Here is a 20,684-nt window from a genome sequence, read left to right as displayed (position 1 = left end):
GTTTCATGTAAACGGACGCTTGTTTCGCGTGGCGGAAAAAAGCTAGTTTCCCGACAGATGCGAGAACGGAGGCACAGACCATGAATGTGGAATCGGACGACCGCTACATCGTCGGGCCCGTCCTCAAGGCGCTCAAGGTGCTGGATGCCATCGCGCAGAAGGGCCACCCCGCCTCGCTGACGACGATCGCCTCCGAACTCGGCCTGCCGAAGACGAGCGTGTTCCGCTATTTGCGGACGCTGAGCGCCGCCGGCTTCCTCACCTATGACGCCGGCAGCGACCGCTACAGCGTCGGCATCCGCTTCCGTGCGCTCGCCACCGCCGACAAGAGCATCCAGAGGCTGCGGGACAGCGCGCTGCCGGCGCTGACCGCGATCAACCGCGAATTCAACGAGACGACCAATCTCGCGGTGCTCGCCGACAATCACGTCGTCTATATCGACATCCTGGAATCGACCCGGGCGCTGCGCATGCAGGCGCGGATCGGCAGCCGCGACCCGGTCCACTCGACCGCGCTTGGCAAGGCTATCCTGGCGCAATTGCCGCTCGACGAGCGAACCAAGCTCCTCTCCGACGCGCTGCCGCAGCGCACGCTCCGAACGATCACCCAGCTGAAGACGATCGAGAAGCAGCTCGCGGACGCGGCGGCGAGCGGAGTCGCCGTCGAGATCGGCGAGAACGAGGAAGGCACGATGTGCATCGGCGCCGCCATCCTGAACGAAGTCGGCTATCCCGTCGCCGCCATCAGCGTTTCCGCGCCGGAGCGCCGCGTCACCGACGAGATCCGGCCGCGCCTGATCGCCAGGCTGCGCGCGGCGACGACAACGATTTCGGAGCAACTCTTCTCGTCGCAGTACCAGCGCCTGTCGAACGATTACGGCTGAGCTCTCGAAGTCCTAGGCCGGCAATTCGTAGGAGAGCAGGACATTGCCGTTGTCGAAGCGGCGGATGTCGGCGAGGCGCAGATCGAGACGGCGCGTCGCCCCTTCGAACAGCGCCCAGCCGTCGCCGAGCACGACCGGATTGACGACGAGCTGGTAGCTGTCGATCAGCCCCGTCGCGGCGAGCTGCGCCACCAGGCTGCCGCTGCCGAGGATCACCAGATCCCGGTCGGCATTGGCCTTCAAATCCCGGATCTCGGTCGCGAGCTCGCCGGATGCGAGCCGCGTGTTCTGCCAGGAGGCGGCCTTGAGCGTCCGCGAAAACACCGTCTTCGGCAGTCCGTTCATGGCGCGGGCGACGACGGGATCGGCGGACTCCGCCATCGGCGTCGACCAATAGCCCGCCATCAGCTCGTAGGTGATCCGTCCGAAGACGAGGTGGCCGCCGCTGCCGGCATTGCCGGCGACGAACGCGTTCCATTCCCGATCGGCATCGCCGCGATGGGCCCAGCCGAGATCGCCGTCCCGGCCTGCGAAATAGCCATCCAGCGTCAGCTGGTTGAAGACTTTCAAACGCCTCACTGCCTCTCTCCCTGCTGCCGCTTCGCGCCCGCAACGACGACGGACGAGCCGGCCGGCATTCGACAAGGGCGGGAAAGATTTCCACAGGGGCCGACGCGCGCGCCGCTGAAGATTGCCCGCGAGACCCATTCACGCCGCCGCGATTGTCACGCTAGACTGCCGCCCGCGTCGGAATGCTGATCAGGCGCCATGCCAAGATCCGCAGCAAGCGGACGCATGCTCAACGGAGGGACTTCATGCTGAAATCGATCGACCCGCTCCTCAACGCGGATGTTCTCTACGCCTTGAGGGCGATGGGCCATGGCGACGACCTCGTCATCTGCGACACCAATTTCCCGGCCGACTCCGTCGCCCGGCAGACCGTGCTCGGCGAATTGCTGCGCATCGACAACGTGACGGCGGCCGAGGCCGCGCGCGCCATCCTCTCCGTGCTGCCGCTCGACAGCTTCGTCGACCAGCCGGCGCTCCGCATGGAGATCGTCGGCAGCCCCGACCAGCTTCCCGACGTGCAGAACGAAGTGCAGGCCGAGATCGACGCCGCCGAGGGCCGCTCCTGGCCTATGGGCTCGGTCGAGCGCTTCGAGTTCTACGAGCGGGCGAAGAACGCCTATTGCGTCATCCAGACCGGTGAACGCCGCTTCTACGGATGCTTCATCCTGAAGAAGGGCGTCATTCCGCCCGGCGCGCGCTAGGCGGAGACGGACCATGACGGATACCAAGCGCGGCGTCGCCATTCTCGGCATCTTCGTCGCGGACCTCGCCTTTCGGGCGGGGCGCATGCCCGGCATCGGCGAGACCATCGCCGGTTCCGGCTTCAAGATGGGCCCCGGCGGCAAGGGCTCGAACCAGGCGGTCGCCGCGGCGCGGGCCGGCGCTCCCGTGAGCTTCATCTCGAAGATCGGCAACGATGCCTTCGGCCGGGTGGCGCTCGACACATGGCAGGCGGAGGGGATCTCCGCCCGCGTCGTCGCGCTGGACGACCAGCCGACGGGCGCCGCCTTCATCTATGTGAATGACCAGTCGGGCGAGAACGCCATCATCGTCGTGCCGGGCGCGGCGGCGACGATCGGCGCCGACGATGTCGAAGCGGCCGGCGATGCGATCCGCGAGGCAGCCGTCTTCATCACCCAGCTCGAGCAGCCGGTGGAAGCCGCGCGGCGGGGGCTCGAGATCGCGCGCGCCGCCGGCGTCACGACGATCTTCAACCCGGCGCCGGCGGAAGCCTTCGACGACGCGCTCTACGCGCTCTGCGACTATGTCACGCCGAACGAGAGCGAGGCGTCGCTCCTGACCGGCATCGCCGTGACCGACCTCGCCAGCGCGCGGGCGGCGGGCGACGCCTTCCTCGCCAAGGGCGTCGGCACGGCGCTGATCACGCTCGGCGAGGCCGGCGTGCTGCTGCATCGTCGCGATGGCTCGACGCATATCCCGGCCATCAAGCCGGGACCGGTGGTCGAGACGGCGGGCGCCGGCGATGCCTTCAATGGCGGCTTCGCGGCGGCGCTGGCGCGCGGCGCCGATCCGGTCGAGGCGGCCCGCTTCGGCTGCGCCGTCGCCGGCATCTCGGTCACCCGCGCCGGAACCGCGCCCTCCATGCCCCATCAGGCCGAAGTCGAGGCGCTGCTGGCGGGGGTCCGCGCCTAGTCGATGCAACGATGAAGCGCGGCGTTTTACATATAAAGCAAACATAGATGCACTATAAGCATCCGTTCAATCGAACAGATGCGATGTAGCGCAGCCTTACTGTTTTACCAGCAAAATCAATGACGACGCCTATTGCGGGGGCACTGCCATCTTCCGGATTGACGCGTCGCACATTTATGGTTCTTGTTGTCGCCTAGTGGGTTTGAAGCAAAGTTGCGGCGATCTTCACTGGGACTGAACGGCGTCGCTGGAGGGCGACGTTGGGGGGAGAATGGAGACCGTCACGACGTCTCCATCGCGGATTCTAGCGCGCACGCCTGGCCGGTCACCGGCGACAGGGCGAAGCGCAGCAGGGCCGCAACAACAATTTGGGAGGACTTTTCATGAAGACTCAGGACTATGATCGGTTTCTGAAGTGGCAGGCGAGCCGCCGCGGCATCCTGAAGGGCGCCGCCGGCCTTGGCGCACTGGCCGCCACCGGCGCGCTCGGCGTGGGCGGGTCGAGCCTGTTCGCCCAGCCGGCGCTGGCCCAGGACGCGGATCTGCGCGCCCGGCTGCTGGCGGTTCCCGGCGTCGGCGCCGGCTCTCCGACGGATGCCGACTGGCAGAAGGTCGGCGAGATGGTTCTCGACGCGACCAAGAAGAACGTCAAGGAAGGCGAGTTCGCCGGCGTCGAGCTGACGTTCATGGGCCTCAACAACCAGAACCTGCACAACATGCTGTTCCGCGGCTTCCTGAAGCCGTGGGAGGCCTATACCGGCGCCAAGATCAACTGGATCGATCTGGCCCAGGCCGACTATAACGCCCGCCTGCAGCAGTCGATCGCCACCGGCACCGTCGATTTCGACGTCATCGAAATGGGCGCCCCGTTCGAAGGCGACGTCTGCGGCAAGGGCCTCGCCTCGGAGATGCCGGACTGGGTCAAGGCCCAGATCGACATGGACGACTATGTCGGCTACCTCAAGGCGCCGGTCGGCACCTGGAACGGCAAGACCTATCGCGTCTCGATCGACGGCGACTGCCACACCTTCAACCACCGCACCGACGTCTTCGCCGATGCCGACCTCGCCAAGGCGTGGAAGGACGAGGGCCACGAGGGCGAGTGGGGCGTGCCGAAGACCTGGCAGCAGGTTCAGGCCGCGACCAAGTTCCTCAAGGGCAAGAAGCTCGGCGGCCAGGACCTCTACGGCTACCTCGACGCGCCGAAGGCCTGGGGCGGTTTCGGCTTCTACTTCCTCGGCAGCCGCGCCACCGCCTACGCCAAGCATCCGGACGATCATGCCTGGCTGTTCGACGCCGACACGATGAAGCCGCGCGTCAACAATCCGGCCTGGGTGCGCGCCATCCAGGACGTGATCGACGCGCTGCCGTCGGAGCCGGCCGACCAGATCAATGCCGATCCGAACACCACCGCGTTCCAGCAGTTCCTCGGCGGCACGGGCTCGATGGTTTCCTGGTGGGGCGACGTCGGCTCCAACGCCAAGACCAGCGACACCTCGGTGGTCGGCGAAGTCACCGGCTTCTCGATCCTGCCGGGCTCGGACGACGTCTACAACGCCAAGACCGGCCAGTGGGAGAAGCTCGCGAGCGGTCCGAACTACGCCCCGAACATGGCCTTCCTCGGCTGGGGCATCTACGTCATGTCGCGCGTCGACGCGGACGAGAAGAAGAAGAAGGCCGCATGGTCCGCCGCCGCCCATCTCGGCGGCAAGGATATCGGCCTCTGGATGTCGGCCTATCCGTCGGGCTTCCAGCCCTACCGGAACAGCCAGTTCAACATCCCGGAATGGGTCGCTGCCGGCTATGACGAAGCGTTCATCACGTCCTATCTGAACGCCAACAAGGATAGCTACAACCACCCGAACGCCGCCATCGAGCCGCGCATTCCGGGCATCTTCCAGTACTACTCGATCGCCGAGGACGAACTGGCCAAGACCTTCGCCGGTCAGAACACCGCCCAGGAAGGCGCCGACAAGATCGCCGCCGCCTGGGAGAAGCTGACCGACCAGATCGGACGCGAGAAGCAGATCGAACTCTACAAGGCATCGCTCGGCCTCTGAGCGAAGCGGGTTCTCGCCTGCAGATCCTCCAGGGCTGGCGGCGCTGACGCGTCGCCAGCCAGTTTTTTCTGGGAGCGTCTCAACGACGCTCATTGACGAAGCGAACACCATGCAGACGTCCCAAACGGCCGCGCAGCACGATGCGATCGCGGCTTACGACATCTCCGATACGCGCCGCACGGCGGGTCGATGGCTGATCATCCTCGCCACGATCGCGCTGGGCGCCATCGCCCTCTACCAGGGGCTCTACGCCGCCGGCCAGACCGAATCCGGCTTCGCCAACTGGCGGCCGGTCCTCTACACCTACATCGCCTGGGGCGTGGCGCTCGGCGTCGGCCAGGTCATGATCCGCGGCGAAGGCGGCAAGCGGGCGCTGTTCGTGCTGCCCGCCATCCTGTTCACCGTCGCCGTGGTGATCTTCCCGACGGTCGCCGGCCTCTACATCGCCTTCACCGACTGGAACCTCGCCTCGTTCGAGGGACGCTCGTTCAACGGCCTCGCCAACTTCTGGGCGCTGATGAACGACGGCTATTTCTGGAACGCGCTGCGCAACATGGGCTATTACGTCCTGGCGGTTCTCGTGCAGTACGCCATCGCCTTCGGCCTCGCCATGCTGCTAAATGCCGAGATCCGCGCGCGCAAATTCTTCCGCGTCGCCTTCCTGATGCCCTTCATGCTGAGCCCGGTCGCGGTCGGCTGGATGGTCGGCAAGTCGCTGATGGAATATCGCTTCGGCCCGGCCGCCACCCTCGCCCGCTTCCTCGGCTGGGAGAACCCGGCCTTCTTCGCCTCCCCCTGGATCGCCCGTTTCTCGATCATGGCGATGGACGCCTGGGTCTGGATCCCGTTCGTGATGATCCTGTTGCTCGCCGGCCTGCAGGCGCTGCCGAAGGAAATCCTCGAGGCGGCCAAGGTCGATGGCGCCAGCCCCTGGCGCTCGTTCTGGCAGATCATCTTCCCCTTGATGCTGCCGGTCTCGATCACCGCGATCATCATCCGCATCATCTTCCAGCTGAAGCTCGCCGACATCGTCATCACCGTCACCTCCGGCGGCCCCGGCGGCGCCACGGACACGGTGTCGAGCTTCATCTTCCGTGAATATCGAGACAGGTCGAATGTCGGCTACGGCACCATGGTGGCCGAGTTCTACTTCATCCTGATCGCCATCTTCGTGGCGCTGCTGCTCTGGGGTTCGAGCCGCTGGATGAAGCGGGTGACCGGGTGATGGCCATGAGCACGAAAGCACAATCCGGCATGGCCACCCGCAGCAAGCCCTATACCTATCGCGAACCGCAGAGCGAGTTCGCCAGCAATTCGAAGCGCATCGCCGCCAAGGTCGCGATCTACGGCCTGCTCTTGCTGTGGACCTTCATCGCCCTGTTCCCGATCTACTGGACGATCACGACCTCGTTCAAGGTCGCCGTCGACGTCACGCAGGGCCATCTGATCCCCTGGGTCGACTTCAAGCCGGACTGGCGCGGCTGGCGCTCGATCGGCCTGTCGCCGGACACGATCTTCAACACCTCGACGGTGCGCGAAGAGTTCATGAAGCGCTTCCTGAACTCGGCGATCATGTCGATCGGCGCCTCGCTGCTGGCCGTCGTCCTCGGCTCGCTCGCCGCCTACGGCCTGGTCCGCTTCGACTACAAGTTCGCGATCTGGCGCAACCGCGACATCTCGTTCTTCTTCCTGTCGCAGCTGATCCTGCCGCCGGTCGTGCTCGCCATGCCCTTCCTCGTTCTCTACAAGGAGCTGGCGCTGCTCGACACGCGGATCGGCCTGATCGTCGTCTATACGCTGATGGTGCTGCCGATCGTCATCTGGATCATGCGCGACCAGTTCCGCGGCATCCCGGTCGAGCTCGAGCAGGCCGCCCTCGTCGACGGCTGCTCGACCTGGGGCGCGTTCATGCGGATCGTGCTGCCGATCTCGCTGCCCGGCATGGTCGCGGCCTTCATCCTGTCGGTCGTGCTCTGCTGGAACGAGTATTTCTTCGCAGCGCTTTTGACCTCGACCAACGCCAACACGCTGCCCGTGATGGTCGCGAGCCAGACCGGCTCACAAGGCATCAACTGGTGGTCGATGGCCGCACTCTCCACGGCGGCGATCGCGCCGCTCGCCATCGTCGGCATCTTCCTCGAGCGCTACATCGTCAAGGGCCTGACGGCCGGCGCGGTGAAGTAGCTCTCTGCGAACCAAAAGGGCGGCGGCACGGACCAACCGTGCCGCCGCCCTTTTTTGTTTGGCGCCCCGTCGTCAGACGACGCCGTCGGCGAGCGTCACCGTCTGCCCCGTCGCGGCGGCCTTCTCGATCGCCGTCAGCACGCGCGTCACCTGCAGGCCGTCGCGGGCATTGGCAATGACAGGCGCATCGGTGGCGACGGCATCAATGAAGCGGGCGATCGCTTCCATGACGAAGCCACCGATGCGGCCACCAGCCGCCGGAGTAACGCCGAACAGATCGGCGGTCCGGAGGCCGGGTCCCGTGAATTTCCGGAAAGGTCCGGCCTGCGTCGGCTCGGCCTGAAGCAGACCCTTCTCGCCGACGATCTCGATCCGGAAATCGACGATGTTCGGCATGTCGTTCGGCAGCACCCAGCTGTTCTCCAGCGAGATGACAGCGCCATTCTCGAATTCGAGCAGCGCGACATGCACGTCGGCCGTATCGACGCCCTGCGAGGCGAGGAAGCCGCGCCGCACCATGGCCTGGACGCGCTTGACCTCGGAGCCCATGACGAAGCGCAGCGCATCGACCGAATGGCTGCCGAGGAACCAGAGCGCCGAGGACTTGCCGGCCCAGGAGAGCAGCTCGAACGGCACGAACAGCGTGTTGGAAAGACGCGCCGCGCCGTGCAGCGGCAGGCCGATATCGCCCGCCGCGATCGTGTCGCGCAGCGCGACGATCGCCGGGCTGACGCGGTTGTGGAAGTCGACCATCACCTTGCGGCCGCTGCGATCAGCGGCGTCGGCGATCGCCTCGGCCTCGGCCAAGGTCGTCGCCAGCGGCTTCTCGCTCATCACGTGCTTGCCGGCCTTTATCGCCGCCAGCACGATGTCGCCATGGGCGAAATCGGGCGTCGCCACCGTCACGGCGTCGATATCGGGATCGGCGATCAGCTCGCGATAGTCGGTATAGGTCCTGGCCGCGCCGAACTGCTTCTGCATCTCGGCGACGCGCTCGGGGTTCAGGTCGCAGACGGCGGCGAGCTCGGCGCCCTCGATGGCGCTCAGCGTCTTGCAATGGAACGAGCCCCAGAGGCCCGCCCCCACCACGCCGAAGCGAATTCTACGCGATGACGTCATTTCCGTATCATCCTTTCACGGAACCAAAGGTCAGGCCTCGGACGACGTAGCGGTCGAGCACGAGGAAGATCAGCATGGGCGGGATCATGGCGGCGACGGCGGCGGAGGCGATGAAACCCCAGGTGACGCCGGCGGTACCGAAATATTGCAGCGTGCCGACCGGCAGCGTCGTCGTGCTGCGATTGGCGAGCACCAGCGGGAAGGCCGCGTTGTTCCACGAGAACACGAAGGCAAACATCGAGGTGACGATCAGGCCAGGCATCACCATCGGCAGGATGAACTTGAGCAGGATCGTCGTCGTACCGGCGCCATCGATGCGGGCCGCCTCCTCGATCTCGATGGGCACCTCGTCGATGAAGCTCCGCATCAGCCAGACCGAGAACGGAATGGTCAGGGTCTGCGAGATCAGGATCATCGAGAAATAGGTGCCCTTCACCCCCGCCATGCTGGCGAGGACCGAATAGGGAATGAGGAAGGCGACGGGCGGCGCCATCAGCAGGCCGAGATACCAGAGCATGATGTGCTTGCGGCCGCGGATCTTGTAGCGCGACAGCGCATAGGCGGCCGGAAACGAGAACGGCAGGTTGAGCGCGACGGCACCGATCGCCACGATCAGGCTGTTGCCGAGCTGCGGGGCGTTGTTGCCGGGGTCGAAGAAGGTATAGCGGATCGATTCCCAGTTCGGCGTGAAGGAGAGCACCGGCGGCATGGCGAAATAGGTGTCTGCCGGGCGGATCGCGAGCAGGATGAACCAGAGGATCGGACCGATGAAGACCAAGAGCAGCAGCACCATGGCTGCGATGCCGAGCCAGCGGCCGGTAGCGCTTTCCGAGCCTTCCATCAGTCCCAATCCTTGAACGCGAAGAAGACGAACAGGCCGATGATGGCGTTGACGATGATCACCATCATCCAGGTCATGGCGCTGGAGAGGCCGATGTTGAAATCGACCATGCCGGCTTGATACAGGCTGTAGCCGAGCGTGCGGCTGGCCGTTCCCGGCCCGCCCTTGGTCAGCACCACCACCAGGTCGAACGTGTTGAAGATCTGCATGAAGCGCAGCATGACGACGATCAGCGCCGTCTTGCGGATCAGCGGCAGCTTGACGTGCAGCAGCTGCTTCCAGGGCGAGACGCCGTCGACCCGCGCCGCCTCGACGATCTCGCCGGGCACGGCGAGCAGCGCCGCGTAGAGCACGATCGCGAAGAACGGCGTCCACTGCCAGATATCGGCGAAGAGCACCGCCCAGAGCGCCGTCGACGGCGAGCCGAGCAGGCCGGCGGCGGGCAACGGGATGCCGGCCGACGTCAGCAGCCAGGGGATCAGCCCGCCATTCGGGTCGTACATGTAGCGGAACAGGAAGCCGACGACGATCGGCGCGATGGTGGTCGGCATGATCAGCAGCACGCGGGTCAACTTGATGCCGGGCAGGCGGCGCAGAAGCAGCAGCGCGATCGCGAGGCCGAGGCAGAATTCGACCACGGTGCCGACCAGCGTCATCTGCAGCGTGGTCCACAGCGAGCCGAGGAACATGCCGTTCGACAGCGCCATCTTATAATTGTCGAGCCCGATGAAGCCCATCGGCGCCGGGCCCATCTGCAGGTTCCAGAAGTAGAAGCTGTTCTTCAGGGCGAAGAGCAAGGGAAAGGCGATCAGCGCGACGAGCAGCAGGATCGACGGGCTGATCAGGAGCCACGGCGTATAGTCGGGCAGGCGCCGTCGCGCCCGAGGCGGCGCGGCGAGAGTGACAGCGGACATGGACGCTCCAATCGAAAAGAGGGCGGACGCGGCCGGGAGCAACCGGTCCGCCCTTCGTGGGCCGGAGCCTCGCAGGAGGCTTCCGGCCGCATGGTTCAGGCGAGGGACTTCATCAGAGCCTCGGTCGCCGCGAGCGTGTCGTCATAGGAGGCCTGCTGATACGGGATCAGGAAATTGCCCTTGAGGATGGTCTCGAAGAAGGTCGAGGTCTCCAAAAGGCAGTTTTCCGGCGTCAGCTGGCCGGTCAGGACCTTGTTGAGATTGAGCCCGTAAATGCCTTCGAGCGTCGTGTAGACCGGCACGGGCGGACGGACGACCTTGCCGTTGCCGCGCTCGAGATCGCCGAGCTGGGCGGTCAGGTGCGGATAGATCTTCAGAAGCTCCGCGTCCTTGTAGAGCGACGGGCGGGCAAAGTCGGAGAACTGGTAGCCATACTTGTTGTAGAGGCCCATCGCCTTCTGCGTCTTGGCCGAGGTCGCCCATTTGACGAACTGCCAGGAGGCATCGCGATTGGGGGTGTTGGCGGTGATGCCGAGGCTGTGGCCGCCGAGCGAGACGACCTGCTCGCCCGGTCCCTTGGGCAGGCGGGCCATGCCGAGCTTGTCGGCGACGACCGAGTCCTTGCCGCTCATGTAGCCGTCCTTCTTGCAAAGGTAGGCATAGGGCGTCCACCAGTAGAACATGCCGATATCGCCCTTGGCGAAGCGCATGCCGGCGTCAAACCAGTTGTAGCCGACAGATTCCGCCGGGGCATTCTTGTAGAGATCGCCGAAGAGCTTCAGCGCCGCGAGATTTTCCGGGCTGTTGATGGTCGGCTGGAAGTCCCAGGGCGTGCCGGCCGGGAAGTCCTTGAACCAGCGCGTGCCCATGCTGGCGGCGAGCTGGCTGTACATGTGCACGATCGGCGCCGGCTGCTGGCCGGCGAGCACGGTGCCCACCATCTTGTGGCCGTCGAAATCCTGGCCATGCATCTTCTGGATGGCCGCGAGATATTGCTCCCACGTCCAGCTGCCGTCCTCCGGCACGCTGATGCCGGCCTTGTCGGCGAAATCCTTGCGGTAGAGCACCATCTGGCCATAGGCCGCGACGGGAAGCGTTCCCACCTGGCCGCGCCATGTATTCATCGAATAGAGGACCTCGGGAATGAAGTCCTCGATATGCGTGTCGCTGTCCGCCTTGATGAACTCGTTGAGCGGATGGATCCACTTGCTCTCGAGATACTGGCCGAGCCACATCTGGTCGACGGAGATGACGTCGGCGTCCGGCTCGTTGCTGATGAAGGACGAGGTGAGCCGCGCCTGCAGCGCCTCGAGCGAGATCGCCTCGATCTGCAGCTTGACGCCGGTCTCCTGCTGGAACTGGTCCTTCAGGCCCTCGATCGCGTAGTAGAACGGGTCACCGGCGAGCAGAACGCGCAGGGTCGTGTCGGCCGCCCGCGCCGGGCGGGGCACCAGGCCGCCGCCGATCGCTGCCGTGCCGGCCAAGGCGATGCCGCTTTTCAGCAGGCCGCGACGGGAAATATTGAAATCGAATCCAGACATGTCCCCACTCTCCTCTTGGAAGCATTGGCCGGCGCCCGGTCCATGCCGGGTGCTCGTTGATCATCACGGACGCCGTTGATTGCTGCGTCGCACACTTCGGTTCCCATCGAAGTCTGTCACGGCGTCTCGATCGTCTTGTTAGTATGAGGCTCGCACAAACATTTTACCTCGTCAACGCTGCGACGTTGGGCTAAGAATTATTTCGGAAGCCGCAAGGGAAGCACGCATGGCGAGCCGGTTTCCGGTATGGAAGCCGGAATTCCCGCAAATGGCCGCCGCAAGCAGAACGAGGACGGATTGGAGCGCGAACCTTCAGAGCAGCGCTGGGCAACGGATGAGGAAGACGCCCCGAGCGACTTCCGAACCGCCCGGCCAAGTCGTTCCCTGCTCTCCTCCGCCATGGTCGGTTCGGCCAATCGGGGGCGGGTCCTGCAGGCGTTGTTCGACCTCGGACCGACCAGCCGGGCCGAGCTCGCACGGCTCGCCGGCGTCAACCGCACCACCATCTCCGGCATCGTGCAGCCCTTGCTCGATCAGCAGGTCCTGGTCGAGGGCGAACCGATCCCGCCGAGCGAGGCCGGCGGCAAGCCGGCGCGGCCGCTCTGGTTCTCGCCGGACGCGCGGCCGATCTGCGGCATGATGCTGATGCCCGACGCCGTGCATACCTGCCTCGTCACGCTGCAGGGCACGATCTCGGCCGAGGCGAGCGAGACCTTCCCGGTCGGACATCCGGGGATCGCGGACATCGAGCGTGCCATCGAACGCAGCACGTCCCGCACGCTCGCGGCCGCCCGGCGCGAACCGCTCGGCATCGGCGTCGCCGTCGGCGGCATGGTCGATACCGAGCGACGCGCCATCATCGCCGTCAACCTGGCGCCGGTCCTGAACGGCTTCGAGCTCGGCGCCATGCTGACCAAGCGCTTCGGCCTGCCGGCCCTGCTCGACCACCATCCGCGCGCGTTGCTCGTCGGCGACCGCTGGTTCGGCAAGGGGCGCGGCATGCAGACCTTCGCCGCCGTTTATACGGGCGAAGTGCTCGGCGGCGCGCTCTATCTCGGCGGCCATCTCTATCGCGGCCAGAGCGGCGCCGGCGGCGAGCTCGGCCACACCTTCGTGCAGGTCGACGGCGACCTCTGCGCCTGCGGACGGCGCGGCTGCTGGGAGACGATCGCGACGCTCGGATGGCTGCGCCGCCAGGCCCGCGAAATCGGCATCGACGCGCCGGACGAGATCAATTCACGCCGTCTCGTCAGCCTGACGCAGGCGGGCGCGCCGGGGGCGGCGGACCTGCTCGATCGCTATGCCCGCAACGTCGCCGTCGGCATCGCCAATCTGCAGCAGACCGTGGCGCCGAACTTCTACGTGCTGCATGGCGACGTCGTCGGTGGCGGGGAAATCATGGCGAAGGCGATTGCCGGACACGTGCGCGCCCTCGTACCATCGCGAAGCGGGGGGGAGATCAGCTTCGCGATCGGCGAGACGGAGGACCGCGCGGCCTTGCTGGGCGCGGCGGGTCTCGTCTTGTCGGAGTTGTTTCAGTTTCCATTGTAGAGTGCCGATGCAGGGGGAGTGCTTCATGGTCTACAAGATCGATCCGGAGAAAGATCGACACTACATCGAGGAATTTCGCCAGAAGCCGATTGGGGCGCACAGCCCGGGCCTGCAACGCCTCCTCAACACGATGCGCCACGATCCGTCCGGAAAGCAGGTGGTGCTCGTCTGCAAGCGTCCGTTCGAGGAATGGGTGCTCGGCATGATGCCGGCCGACCGTCGCGAGCCGATCGCGATCGAGGACGGGCCGGTCTTCACGGAGATCGAAGAGGCGGAATGGGAAGTCTTCCGCCGGCGCTGGCGCCTTCTGACCGGCGAAAGCATCAACCGGCCGCTCCGCGACTAGAACCTTTGTTTGCCGCGTTTTCTTCACGCGAACCGATATCCACTTCGCTCGAAAACGCTTCAGACGCGGTTCCCGAACAGTCGATCGCCGGCCGCGGCGATCCCGTTTCATGCGCCAATCTGGACTTCATTCCATGCTCAAGATCGTCGGTTATCCGGACCGTTACAGCGTTGCCCCGGGCGAGGAGATCGCCTTCAAGATATCGCTCGAAGAGGGCGAAACATTCGAGGCCCGGCTGGTCCGCGTCGTCAATGGCGACTGCAATCCCGCCGGCCCCGGCCTCAAGTTTCCGCATGTCCCGACCGGGATCGACGGCATTCATGCCGGCAAGCCGCAGCGCATCGACGCCGGCTCCTACATGATCGCCGAAGGCCTGCCGGCGATCGCCGAGCGGACCTTCACCTTTCTGGGCTTCGTCTGGCCGACGCTGCCGAAGCGCGGCGAACAGGTCATCGCGGCGCAGTGGGACGCCGAGACGAACGCCGGCTTCTCGATCGGCATCGGCGACGAGGGCCGCCTGTCGCTGACCATCGGCGACGGCGCCGGCGGGGTGGAGACCGTCCGCGTCGATCATCCGATGCTGGAGCGGCAGTGGTACCAGCTCGCCGTGACCTTCGATCCGGTCAGCGGCGAGGTCACGCTCGACCAGCGCCCGCTCGTGCCCTTCGCGGTGATCCGCGACCACGGCCAGTTCCGCGGCCGCGTCCGCCTCGCCGTCAAGCCGGCGGCGGTCGCCTTCCATCTCGCCGGCCGGCCGGAGGCGGACGGGACGACCGCCCATCATTTCGACGGCAAGGTGGACGGGCCGATCCTGCTGACGGGCCTGCACACCCACGCCGATCACGACGCGCTCCTCGGCGGCATCGCGCCGCGCGAGATCCGCAATGCCTTGATCGCGCATTGGGATTTCTCCCGCGAGATCGAGAGCGTGCAGGCCGTGGATGTCGGTCCCTTCCGCCGGCACGGCCGGCTGATGCAGATGCCGGCGCGCGGCATGAAGGGCCACAACTGGACCGGCGAGGAACACGCCTGGCCGAACAAGCCCGAGCACTACGGCGCGGTGCATTTCCACCATGACGACATCTATGACGCCGGGTGGGAGACTTCGGTCGCGCTGACGATCCCCGAGGATCTCAAGAGCGGCGCCTATGCGCTGCACGCCCGCGCCGGCGACAGCGACGAGACGGCGACGCGCGAGACCTACATCCCGTTCTTCGTCCGCCCGCCGCGCGACAAGGCGAAGCGCGGCAAGCGCCCGTCCGTCCTCGTGCTGGCGCCGACCATGTCCTACCTCTCCTACTGCAACCACGCCGAACACATCACGGCCCGCGGGGCGGAGCGGCAGATGGGCCGGCTGCTCACCTTCGGCCATGCCGATCTCTACATGTACGACCATCCGGAGATCGGCGGCTCGCAATACGACACCCATGCCGACGGCTCGGGTGTCTGCTATTCGAGCCGGCTGCGGCCCAATTTGAACTTCTCGCCGCGCTATCATTCCTGGCTCGGCGGCCCGGGCTCGGCGCTCTACCAGTACAATGCCGACACCCATCTGTTCGACTGGCTCGACCACAAGGGCGTCGACTACGATCTGATCACCGACGAGGACCTGCACGAGGAAGGCTACGACCTCCTCGCCGATTATCGCGTCGTCATCACCGGCACCCATCCCGAATACCACTCGACGGCGATGTGGGACGGCATGAAGGCGTGGATCGATCGCGGCGGCCGGCTCATGTATATGGGCGGCAATGGCTGGTACTGGCGCATCGGCTTCCACAAGACGGAGCCTGGCGTCATCGAGGTGCGTCGCGCCGAGGACGGCATCCGCACCTGGGCGGCGGAGCCCGGCGAATACTACCAGTCCTTCAACGGCGAGTTCGGCGGCCTCTGGCGCCGCATCGGCCGCGCGCCCAACGTCATGGCGGGCGTCGGCTTCATCGCCCAGGGCTTCGACGTCTCGACCTACTACCGCCGCGCGCCCGACGCCGACAATCCGCGCGCGGCCTTCATCTTCAAGGACGTGCCGGACGAGATCATCGGCGATTTCGGCCTGGTCGGCGGCGGCGCGGCCGGCATCGAGCTCGACTGCATCACGCCCAATCTCGGCGGCCCGCCCAATATGCTGCGCCTCGCCTCCTCGGACGGGCACAGCGGCATGATGATGCTGGTCAACGAGGAGTTCGGCGTGGTGCCGCCCAATCTCGGCGGCGACCAGAACGAGCGCGTCCACGCCGATCTGGCCTTCGGCGAGACGCCGTCGGGCGGCGCGCTATTCGCCACCTCGTCGATCGCCTGGTGCGGCTCGCTGCTGCACAACAACTACGACAACAACGTCTCGCGCATCACCTGGAACGTGCTCGAGCGCTTCCTGGACGAGACGCCGTTCGCGTAACTGGCGAGGATGGCGGCGGTTTTCCTGCCGCCGTCATCCAACCAGTGAAGCTCGCATCTTTGCCTCTCCCTGAGGGAGAGGTGAAAGAGCGGCCTCAGCCCGCGAGAACCTGCTTCAGGCTCGATACCGTATCGGTCGTCGGCTTGTATTCGAGGCCGACGAGGCCCTGGTAGCCATTCGCCTCGAGCCAGGCGACGCGCGCCTGCCAGTCGAGCACGCCGGTGCCCGGCTCGTGCCGGCCGGGCGTGTCGGCGAGATGCACATGCGCCACCCGGTCGACGCGGCCGGCGAGCACGTCGCCGATCGCCTCCGACATCACGGCCGAATGGTAGATGTCGTAGAGGATCTTGATCTCCGGCCGGCCGACCTCGTCGACGATGTCGAGCCCCTCGACCGTCGAGGGCAGGAAATAGCCGACATGGTCGACCAGCGTATTGAGCGGCTCGACCGCCAGCGTCACGCCGGAACCCGTCAGGATCTCGGCCGAACGGGCGAGGCCCTCACTCAAGGCCTGACGCTGCTCGGCGCGCGTCCGGCCGGGCAGATCGGCGCCGGCCTGCACGATCAGCACCGGCGCGCCGAGGCGACGGGCGACATCGATCGAGGCCTTCAGGCCCTCAAGGAATTCCGCGTGCTTCGCCGGATCGGTCAGCGGCACCATCGGCTCGGCGACGAAGCCGGCGACCTTCATGCCGGTCTCGTCCAGCGCGGCGGCGATGGCGTCGATATCCTTGTTGCGCCAATGCCAGAACTCGACCGCCGCGAGGCCGGCCTTCTGCGCAAGACGGATGCGATCGGCGAAATCGGGCGCTTCGGCTGCGAAGAGCCATTCGAGGCAGGCGGAATACTGCATGGACCTGTCAATCTGGATGGAGGCAAGCTGGATGGAGGCAAAGGCGGGGTCCGGCATCACCGGCTCGAACACAACCGACGATAGCCGCACCGCCAATCCGGCTCAATCTCCGCCTCGCGCCGATTCCACCGGAACCGAATTGCGAAAACCTCGTTGGACTCCTCGTTCGCTCCGCCGGGAGGATGGCCGTCGCGTGGGCGTTTGTTGGTGGGTGTGGCGTAGGAGTACGGCCCATGGCTCCAAGGGCGATATGGAAGGGCTACCTCAAGGTCGCCGAGATCCTCTGTCCCGTCGCGCTCTATACGGCGGCGTCGACCTCGGACCGCATCGCCTTCCACACGATCAACCGCAACACCGGCCACCGGATCCGCCGCCAGTTCGTCGACCAGGATACCGGCAAGCCCGTCGAGACCGACGATCAGGTCAAGGGCTACGAGATCGGCTCGGGCGAGTATGTCCAGCTCGACGCGGACGAGATCGCCTCGGCGCAGCCCGAAAGCGACAAGACGCTGGCGGTCGAGACCTTCCTGCCGGTCGATGCCGTCGACGACGTCTATTTCGACCGTCCCTATTACCTCGCTCCCGCCGACAAGCCGGCCCAGGAAGCCTACGCCCTGATCCGCGACGGCATGCAGGCGAGCGGCGCGGTGGCGATCGCGCGCGCCGTCCTGTTCCGCCGGATGCGCAGCGTGCTGATCCGCGCCGAGGAAAACGGCATGGTCGCGACGACGCTGAGCTTCGATTACGCCGTCCGCCCGGCGCGGGAGGTCTTCGACGATATCCCGAAGCTCAAACTCGAGGGCGAGATGCTGAAGCTCGCCGAGCACATCATTTCGACCAAGCGCGGCAGCTTCGATCCGGCCGCTTTCCACGACCGCTACGAGGAGGCGCTTGGCGAGCTCGTCAAGGCGAAGCTCGAGGGCAAGACCTTCACGCCGCCGGCGCCGCAGAAGACGGCCAAGGTGGTCGACCTGATGGCGGCGCTCCGCGAAAGCGCCGGCGTCGCGCAGCAAAAAAGCACCGCCGCCGCGAAAAAACCGCCGGCGGCACGGCGAAAGACCACCGCGACGACAAAGCCGGCAAAGCCCGCCGCGCCGAGACGCAAGGCCAGTTGACGCAACCGGATGAGGGCGAGCCGACATGGCCGCGACGCTCGAAACCTATCGCAGCAAGCGCGACTTCAAGACCACGCCGGAGCCGGCCGGCCGCAAGCCGGCCCGGGCGAAGACAAAGCCCGGCTTCAGCTATGTCATCCAGAAGCACGACGCGACGCGGCTGCACTATGATTTCCGCCTGGAGATGGACGGCGTCCTGAAAAGCTGGGCCGTGACGCGCGGCCCGAGCCTCGATCCCTCGGAAAAGCGGCTCGCCGTGCATGTCGAGGACCATCCGCTCGAATATGGCGGCTTCGAGGGCACCATCCCGAAGGGGGAATATGGCGGCGGCACCGTGCTGCTCTGGGATCGCGGCAGCTGGGAGCCGGTCGGCGATCCGCACAAGGGCTACGCCAAGGGCCATCTCGAATTCGAGCTGAAGGGCGAGAAGCTGCATGGCCGCTGGCATCTAGTGAAGATGCACGGCAAGCCGCGCGAGAAGCGCGAGAACTGGTTGCTGATCAAGGCCGAGGACGAGGAGGCTCGTCCGGCCGGCGCGCCCGACATCCTTGACGAGATGCCGGATTCGGTGACGACCGGCCGCGCCATCGCCGATGTCGAGAACGAGGCGCCCGGCTGGTCGTCGAAGACCGGCAAGATCGAGAAGTCAGCCAGGAAGAAGGCAGCGTCCCGCGCGGCCAAGGCCGAAGAGACGCCCGAGCCGCCCCCGCCCCTGCCCGATCCGGCGACGCTCCCGGGCGCGAAGAAGGCGCGCATGCTGAACTTCGTCGAACCGGCGCTGGCGACCCTGGCCGACACCCCGCCCGCCGGCGCGCGCTGGATCCACGAGATCAAGTTCGACGGCTACCGCCTGCAGGCGCATGTCGCGGCCGGGCGGGTGAAGCTCCTGACCCGTACCGGGCTCGACTGGACCAAGAAGTTCGGCAAGGAGATCGTCGCCGCACTGCAGGCGCTGCCCCTCGGCACGGCGCTGATCGACGGCGAGCTGGTGGTCGAGACGGCGAGCGGGGCGTCGGATTTCTCCGCCCTCCAGGCGGATCTGAGCGAGGGCCGCTCCGATCGCTTCATCTTCTACGCCTTCGACCTCATCTATCTCGACGGCTACGACCTTCGCGAACTGCCGCTTTCCGAGCGCAAGCAGGTTCTCGCACAGGTCGTGGCGGACGGCGCGCCGCTGCTCCGTCTCAGCCAGCATTTCGAGGAAGACGGCGCGGTGGTCTTTCACCATGCACAGCGGCTTGGTCTCGAAGGCATCGTCTCGAAGGTGCTGGATTCGCCCTATCGCTCCGGCCGCAGCAAGACCTGGCTGAAGACGAAGAGCTCGCAGCGGCAGGAATTCGTCATCGGCGGCTATGTTCCTTCGACGACGTCGCGCCGGGCCATCGGGTCGCTGGTGCTCGGCGTTCACGAGAATGGCACCCTGCAGCCGGTCGGCCGCGTCGGCACGGGCTTTTCGTCCCGCATGGCGGAAGACCTGTTCCAGACGCTGGAGCGGATGCGGGTCACGACCAGCCCGTTTGGCCGCCCGCTGACGGCGGAGGAAGGCCGGCAGGTACGCTTCGTGCGGCCGGAACTGGTCGCCGAGATCGAATATCGCGCCTGGACGGCGGACGGGCATCTGCGCCACGCTGCCTTCCGCGGCCTGCGGGAAGACAAGCCCGCCGACGAGATCACCCGGGAGATGCCAACCATGTCCGAGACAGGCAAGGCGAAGGGAAAGGTGGCGGCAAAGGCGAAGGATGCCGCCGAGGCTGAGTCTCACGGCATCAAGCTGACCCATCCCGATCGCATATACTGGCCGGACGCGGGCGTCACCAAGGAGGGCCTCGCCGATTACTACGCCGAGATCTGGCCGCATATCGCACCCTTCGTCACCGACCGGCCTCTGTCGCTGCTGCGCTGTCCGAGCGGCATCAACGGCGAGCAGTTCTTCCAGAAGAACGCCTGGAAGGGCCTGAACGCCGCGATCCGGCTGGTCGACGATCCGTCGACGGCGGCGGTGGAGCAACTGATCAGCATCGCCGATCTCGACGGGCTGATCGCCCTGGTTCAGTCCGCCGTGCTGGAAATCCACCCGTGGGGCTCGACGGTCGCCGACTGGGAGCGGCCGGACATGATCATCATGGATCTGGACCCCGGCGAGGGCGTCGACTGGGAGACCGTCATCACCGCGGCCGGCGAAGTCCGCCAGCGCCTCAGCGACGCCGGCCTCGAGCCCTTCGTCAAGACGTCAGGCGGCAAGGGCCTGCATGTGGTGGCGCCGCTGACGCCCAAAGCCGAGTGGCCGGCGGTCAAGGCTTTCACCAAGGGCCTCGCCGACGCCATGGCGGGCGACAGTCCCGACCACTATGTCGCGACGATCACCAAGGCGAAGCGGCCGGGCAAGATCCTGATCGACTATCTGCGCAACCAGCGCGGCCAGACGGCGGTGGCGCCCTATTCGACCCGGGCGCGTCCCGGCGCGCCCGTCTCGGCGCCGCTCGCCTGGGAGGAACTGACGCCGGGCATCGGGCCTTCCTATTTCACCGTGCTCAACATGCCGACCCGGCTCGCCGCCCTCGCGCGCGACCCATGGGCGGATTTCCGCAAGGCCGCCGCGCCGCTCCGCGAGCCAAAGCAGCCAGCGAAGAAGCAACCGGCCAAGGCCTGACGTTTTTC

The 20,684-nt window shown here is 66.2% G+C and carries 17 protein-coding genes; 11 read left to right on the top strand and 6 right to left on the bottom strand.

What is annotated here, in order from left to right:
* The first annotated feature begins 80 nt into the window (after positions 1–80).
* Complete coding sequence (locus K32_RS00960; RefSeq protein ID WP_201402231.1) at positions 81–884, top strand: IclR family transcriptional regulator; 804 nt, start codon at positions 81–83, stop codon at positions 882–884.
* A 12-nt stretch (positions 885–896) separates the two neighbouring features.
* Here the strand turns inward: K32_RS00960 and K32_RS00955 are convergent, their stop codons facing one another.
* Positions 897–1,463, bottom strand: coding sequence for a dihydrofolate reductase family protein (locus tag K32_RS00955; RefSeq protein ID WP_244669766.1), 567 nt, complete (start codon positions 1,461–1,463; stop codon positions 897–899).
* A gap of 236 nt (positions 1,464–1,699) precedes the next feature.
* Between K32_RS00955 and K32_RS00950 the strand changes: the two genes are divergently transcribed.
* From K32_RS00950 to K32_RS00930, 5 genes are all read left to right on the top strand, one after another.
* Positions 1,700–2,155 (top strand): RbsD/FucU family protein, encoded by a 456-nt coding sequence (locus tag K32_RS00950; protein ID WP_201402230.1) that lies wholly within the window; start codon positions 1,700–1,702, stop codon positions 2,153–2,155.
* A gap of 13 nt (positions 2,156–2,168) precedes the next feature.
* Positions 2,169–3,107 (top strand): ribokinase, encoded by a 939-nt coding sequence (gene rbsK, locus K32_RS00945; RefSeq protein ID WP_201402229.1) that lies wholly within the window; start codon positions 2,169–2,171, stop codon positions 3,105–3,107.
* A gap of 383 nt (positions 3,108–3,490) precedes the next feature.
* Positions 3,491–5,167 carry an ABC transporter substrate-binding protein gene (locus tag K32_RS00940; RefSeq protein WP_201402228.1) on the top strand — a complete coding sequence of 559 codons (1,677 nt, stop codon included), beginning with the start codon at positions 3,491–3,493 and terminating at the stop codon, positions 5,165–5,167.
* A gap of 109 nt (positions 5,168–5,276) precedes the next feature.
* Complete coding sequence (locus tag K32_RS00935; protein WP_201402227.1) at positions 5,277–6,392, top strand: carbohydrate ABC transporter permease; 1,116 nt, start codon at positions 5,277–5,279, stop codon at positions 6,390–6,392.
* Positions 6,393–6,421: 29 nt separating this feature from the next.
* On the top strand, positions 6,422–7,351 hold the full coding sequence (locus tag K32_RS00930) for a carbohydrate ABC transporter permease (protein WP_201404290.1): 930 nt from the start codon (positions 6,422–6,424) through the stop codon (positions 7,349–7,351).
* A 72-nt stretch (positions 7,352–7,423) separates the two neighbouring features.
* Here the strand turns inward: K32_RS00930 and K32_RS00925 are convergent, their stop codons facing one another.
* From K32_RS00925 to K32_RS00910, 4 genes are all read right to left on the bottom strand, one after another.
* Entirely contained in the window at positions 7,424–8,470 is a 1,047-nt protein-coding gene (locus tag K32_RS00925; RefSeq protein ID WP_201402226.1) for a Gfo/Idh/MocA family protein, read from the bottom strand.
* Between the two features lie 7 nt (positions 8,471–8,477).
* A complete protein-coding gene (locus K32_RS00920) occupies positions 8,478–9,311 on the bottom strand; it encodes a carbohydrate ABC transporter permease (protein WP_201402225.1) in 834 nt (277 codons plus the stop codon).
* Positions 9,311–10,225: a carbohydrate ABC transporter permease gene (locus tag K32_RS00915; RefSeq protein ID WP_201402224.1), complete on the bottom strand. Its 915-nt coding sequence runs from the start codon at positions 10,223–10,225 to the stop codon at positions 9,311–9,313. Before K32_RS00915 ends, K32_RS00920 begins: the two co-directional genes overlap by 1 nt.
* Positions 10,226–10,320: 95 nt before the next feature.
* Entirely contained in the window at positions 10,321–11,766 is a 1,446-nt protein-coding gene (locus tag K32_RS00910) for an extracellular solute-binding protein (protein WP_201402223.1), read from the bottom strand.
* A gap of 246 nt (positions 11,767–12,012) precedes the next feature.
* Here K32_RS00910 and K32_RS00905 point away from each other — a divergent pair, with 246 nt between their 5' ends.
* From K32_RS00905 to K32_RS00895, 3 genes are all read left to right on the top strand, one after another.
* Positions 12,013–13,317, top strand: coding sequence for an ROK family protein (locus tag K32_RS00905; RefSeq protein ID WP_244669764.1), 1,305 nt, complete (start codon positions 12,013–12,015; stop codon positions 13,315–13,317).
* A 25-nt stretch (positions 13,318–13,342) separates the two neighbouring features.
* Positions 13,343–13,663, top strand: a complete 321-nt coding sequence (locus K32_RS00900) for a hypothetical protein (protein WP_201402222.1) — start codon at positions 13,343–13,345, stop codon at positions 13,661–13,663.
* Between the two features lie 133 nt (positions 13,664–13,796).
* Positions 13,797–16,058, top strand: coding sequence for a N,N-dimethylformamidase beta subunit family domain-containing protein (locus K32_RS00895; RefSeq protein ID WP_201402221.1), 2,262 nt, complete (start codon positions 13,797–13,799; stop codon positions 16,056–16,058).
* Positions 16,059–16,152: 94 nt separating this feature from the next.
* Here the strand turns inward: K32_RS00895 and K32_RS00890 are convergent, their stop codons facing one another.
* The gene (locus K32_RS00890) at positions 16,153–16,911 is read right to left on the bottom strand and encodes a hydroxypyruvate isomerase family protein (RefSeq protein ID WP_201402220.1); all 759 of its coding nucleotides are present in this window, start codon (positions 16,909–16,911) and stop codon (positions 16,153–16,155) included.
* Positions 16,912–17,144: 233 nt separating this feature from the next.
* Between K32_RS00890 and K32_RS00885 the strand changes: the two genes are divergently transcribed.
* Both K32_RS00885 and ligD read left to right on the top strand, forming a co-directional pair.
* Positions 17,145–18,026, top strand: coding sequence for a Ku protein (locus tag K32_RS00885; protein WP_201402219.1), 882 nt, complete (start codon positions 17,145–17,147; stop codon positions 18,024–18,026).
* Between the two features lie 25 nt (positions 18,027–18,051).
* Positions 18,052–20,676 (top strand): DNA ligase D, encoded by a 2,625-nt coding sequence (gene ligD, locus K32_RS00880; protein WP_201402218.1) that lies wholly within the window; start codon positions 18,052–18,054, stop codon positions 20,674–20,676.
* Positions 20,677–20,684: the final 8 nt, after the last annotated feature.

The organism is Kaistia sp. 32K (assembly GCF_016629525.1).
Classification (GTDB): Bacteria; Pseudomonadota; Alphaproteobacteria; order Rhizobiales; family Kaistiaceae; genus Kaistia.
Note: the sequence above shows the minus strand (reverse complement) of the source record. Positions and strands in the feature narration are given on the sequence as shown.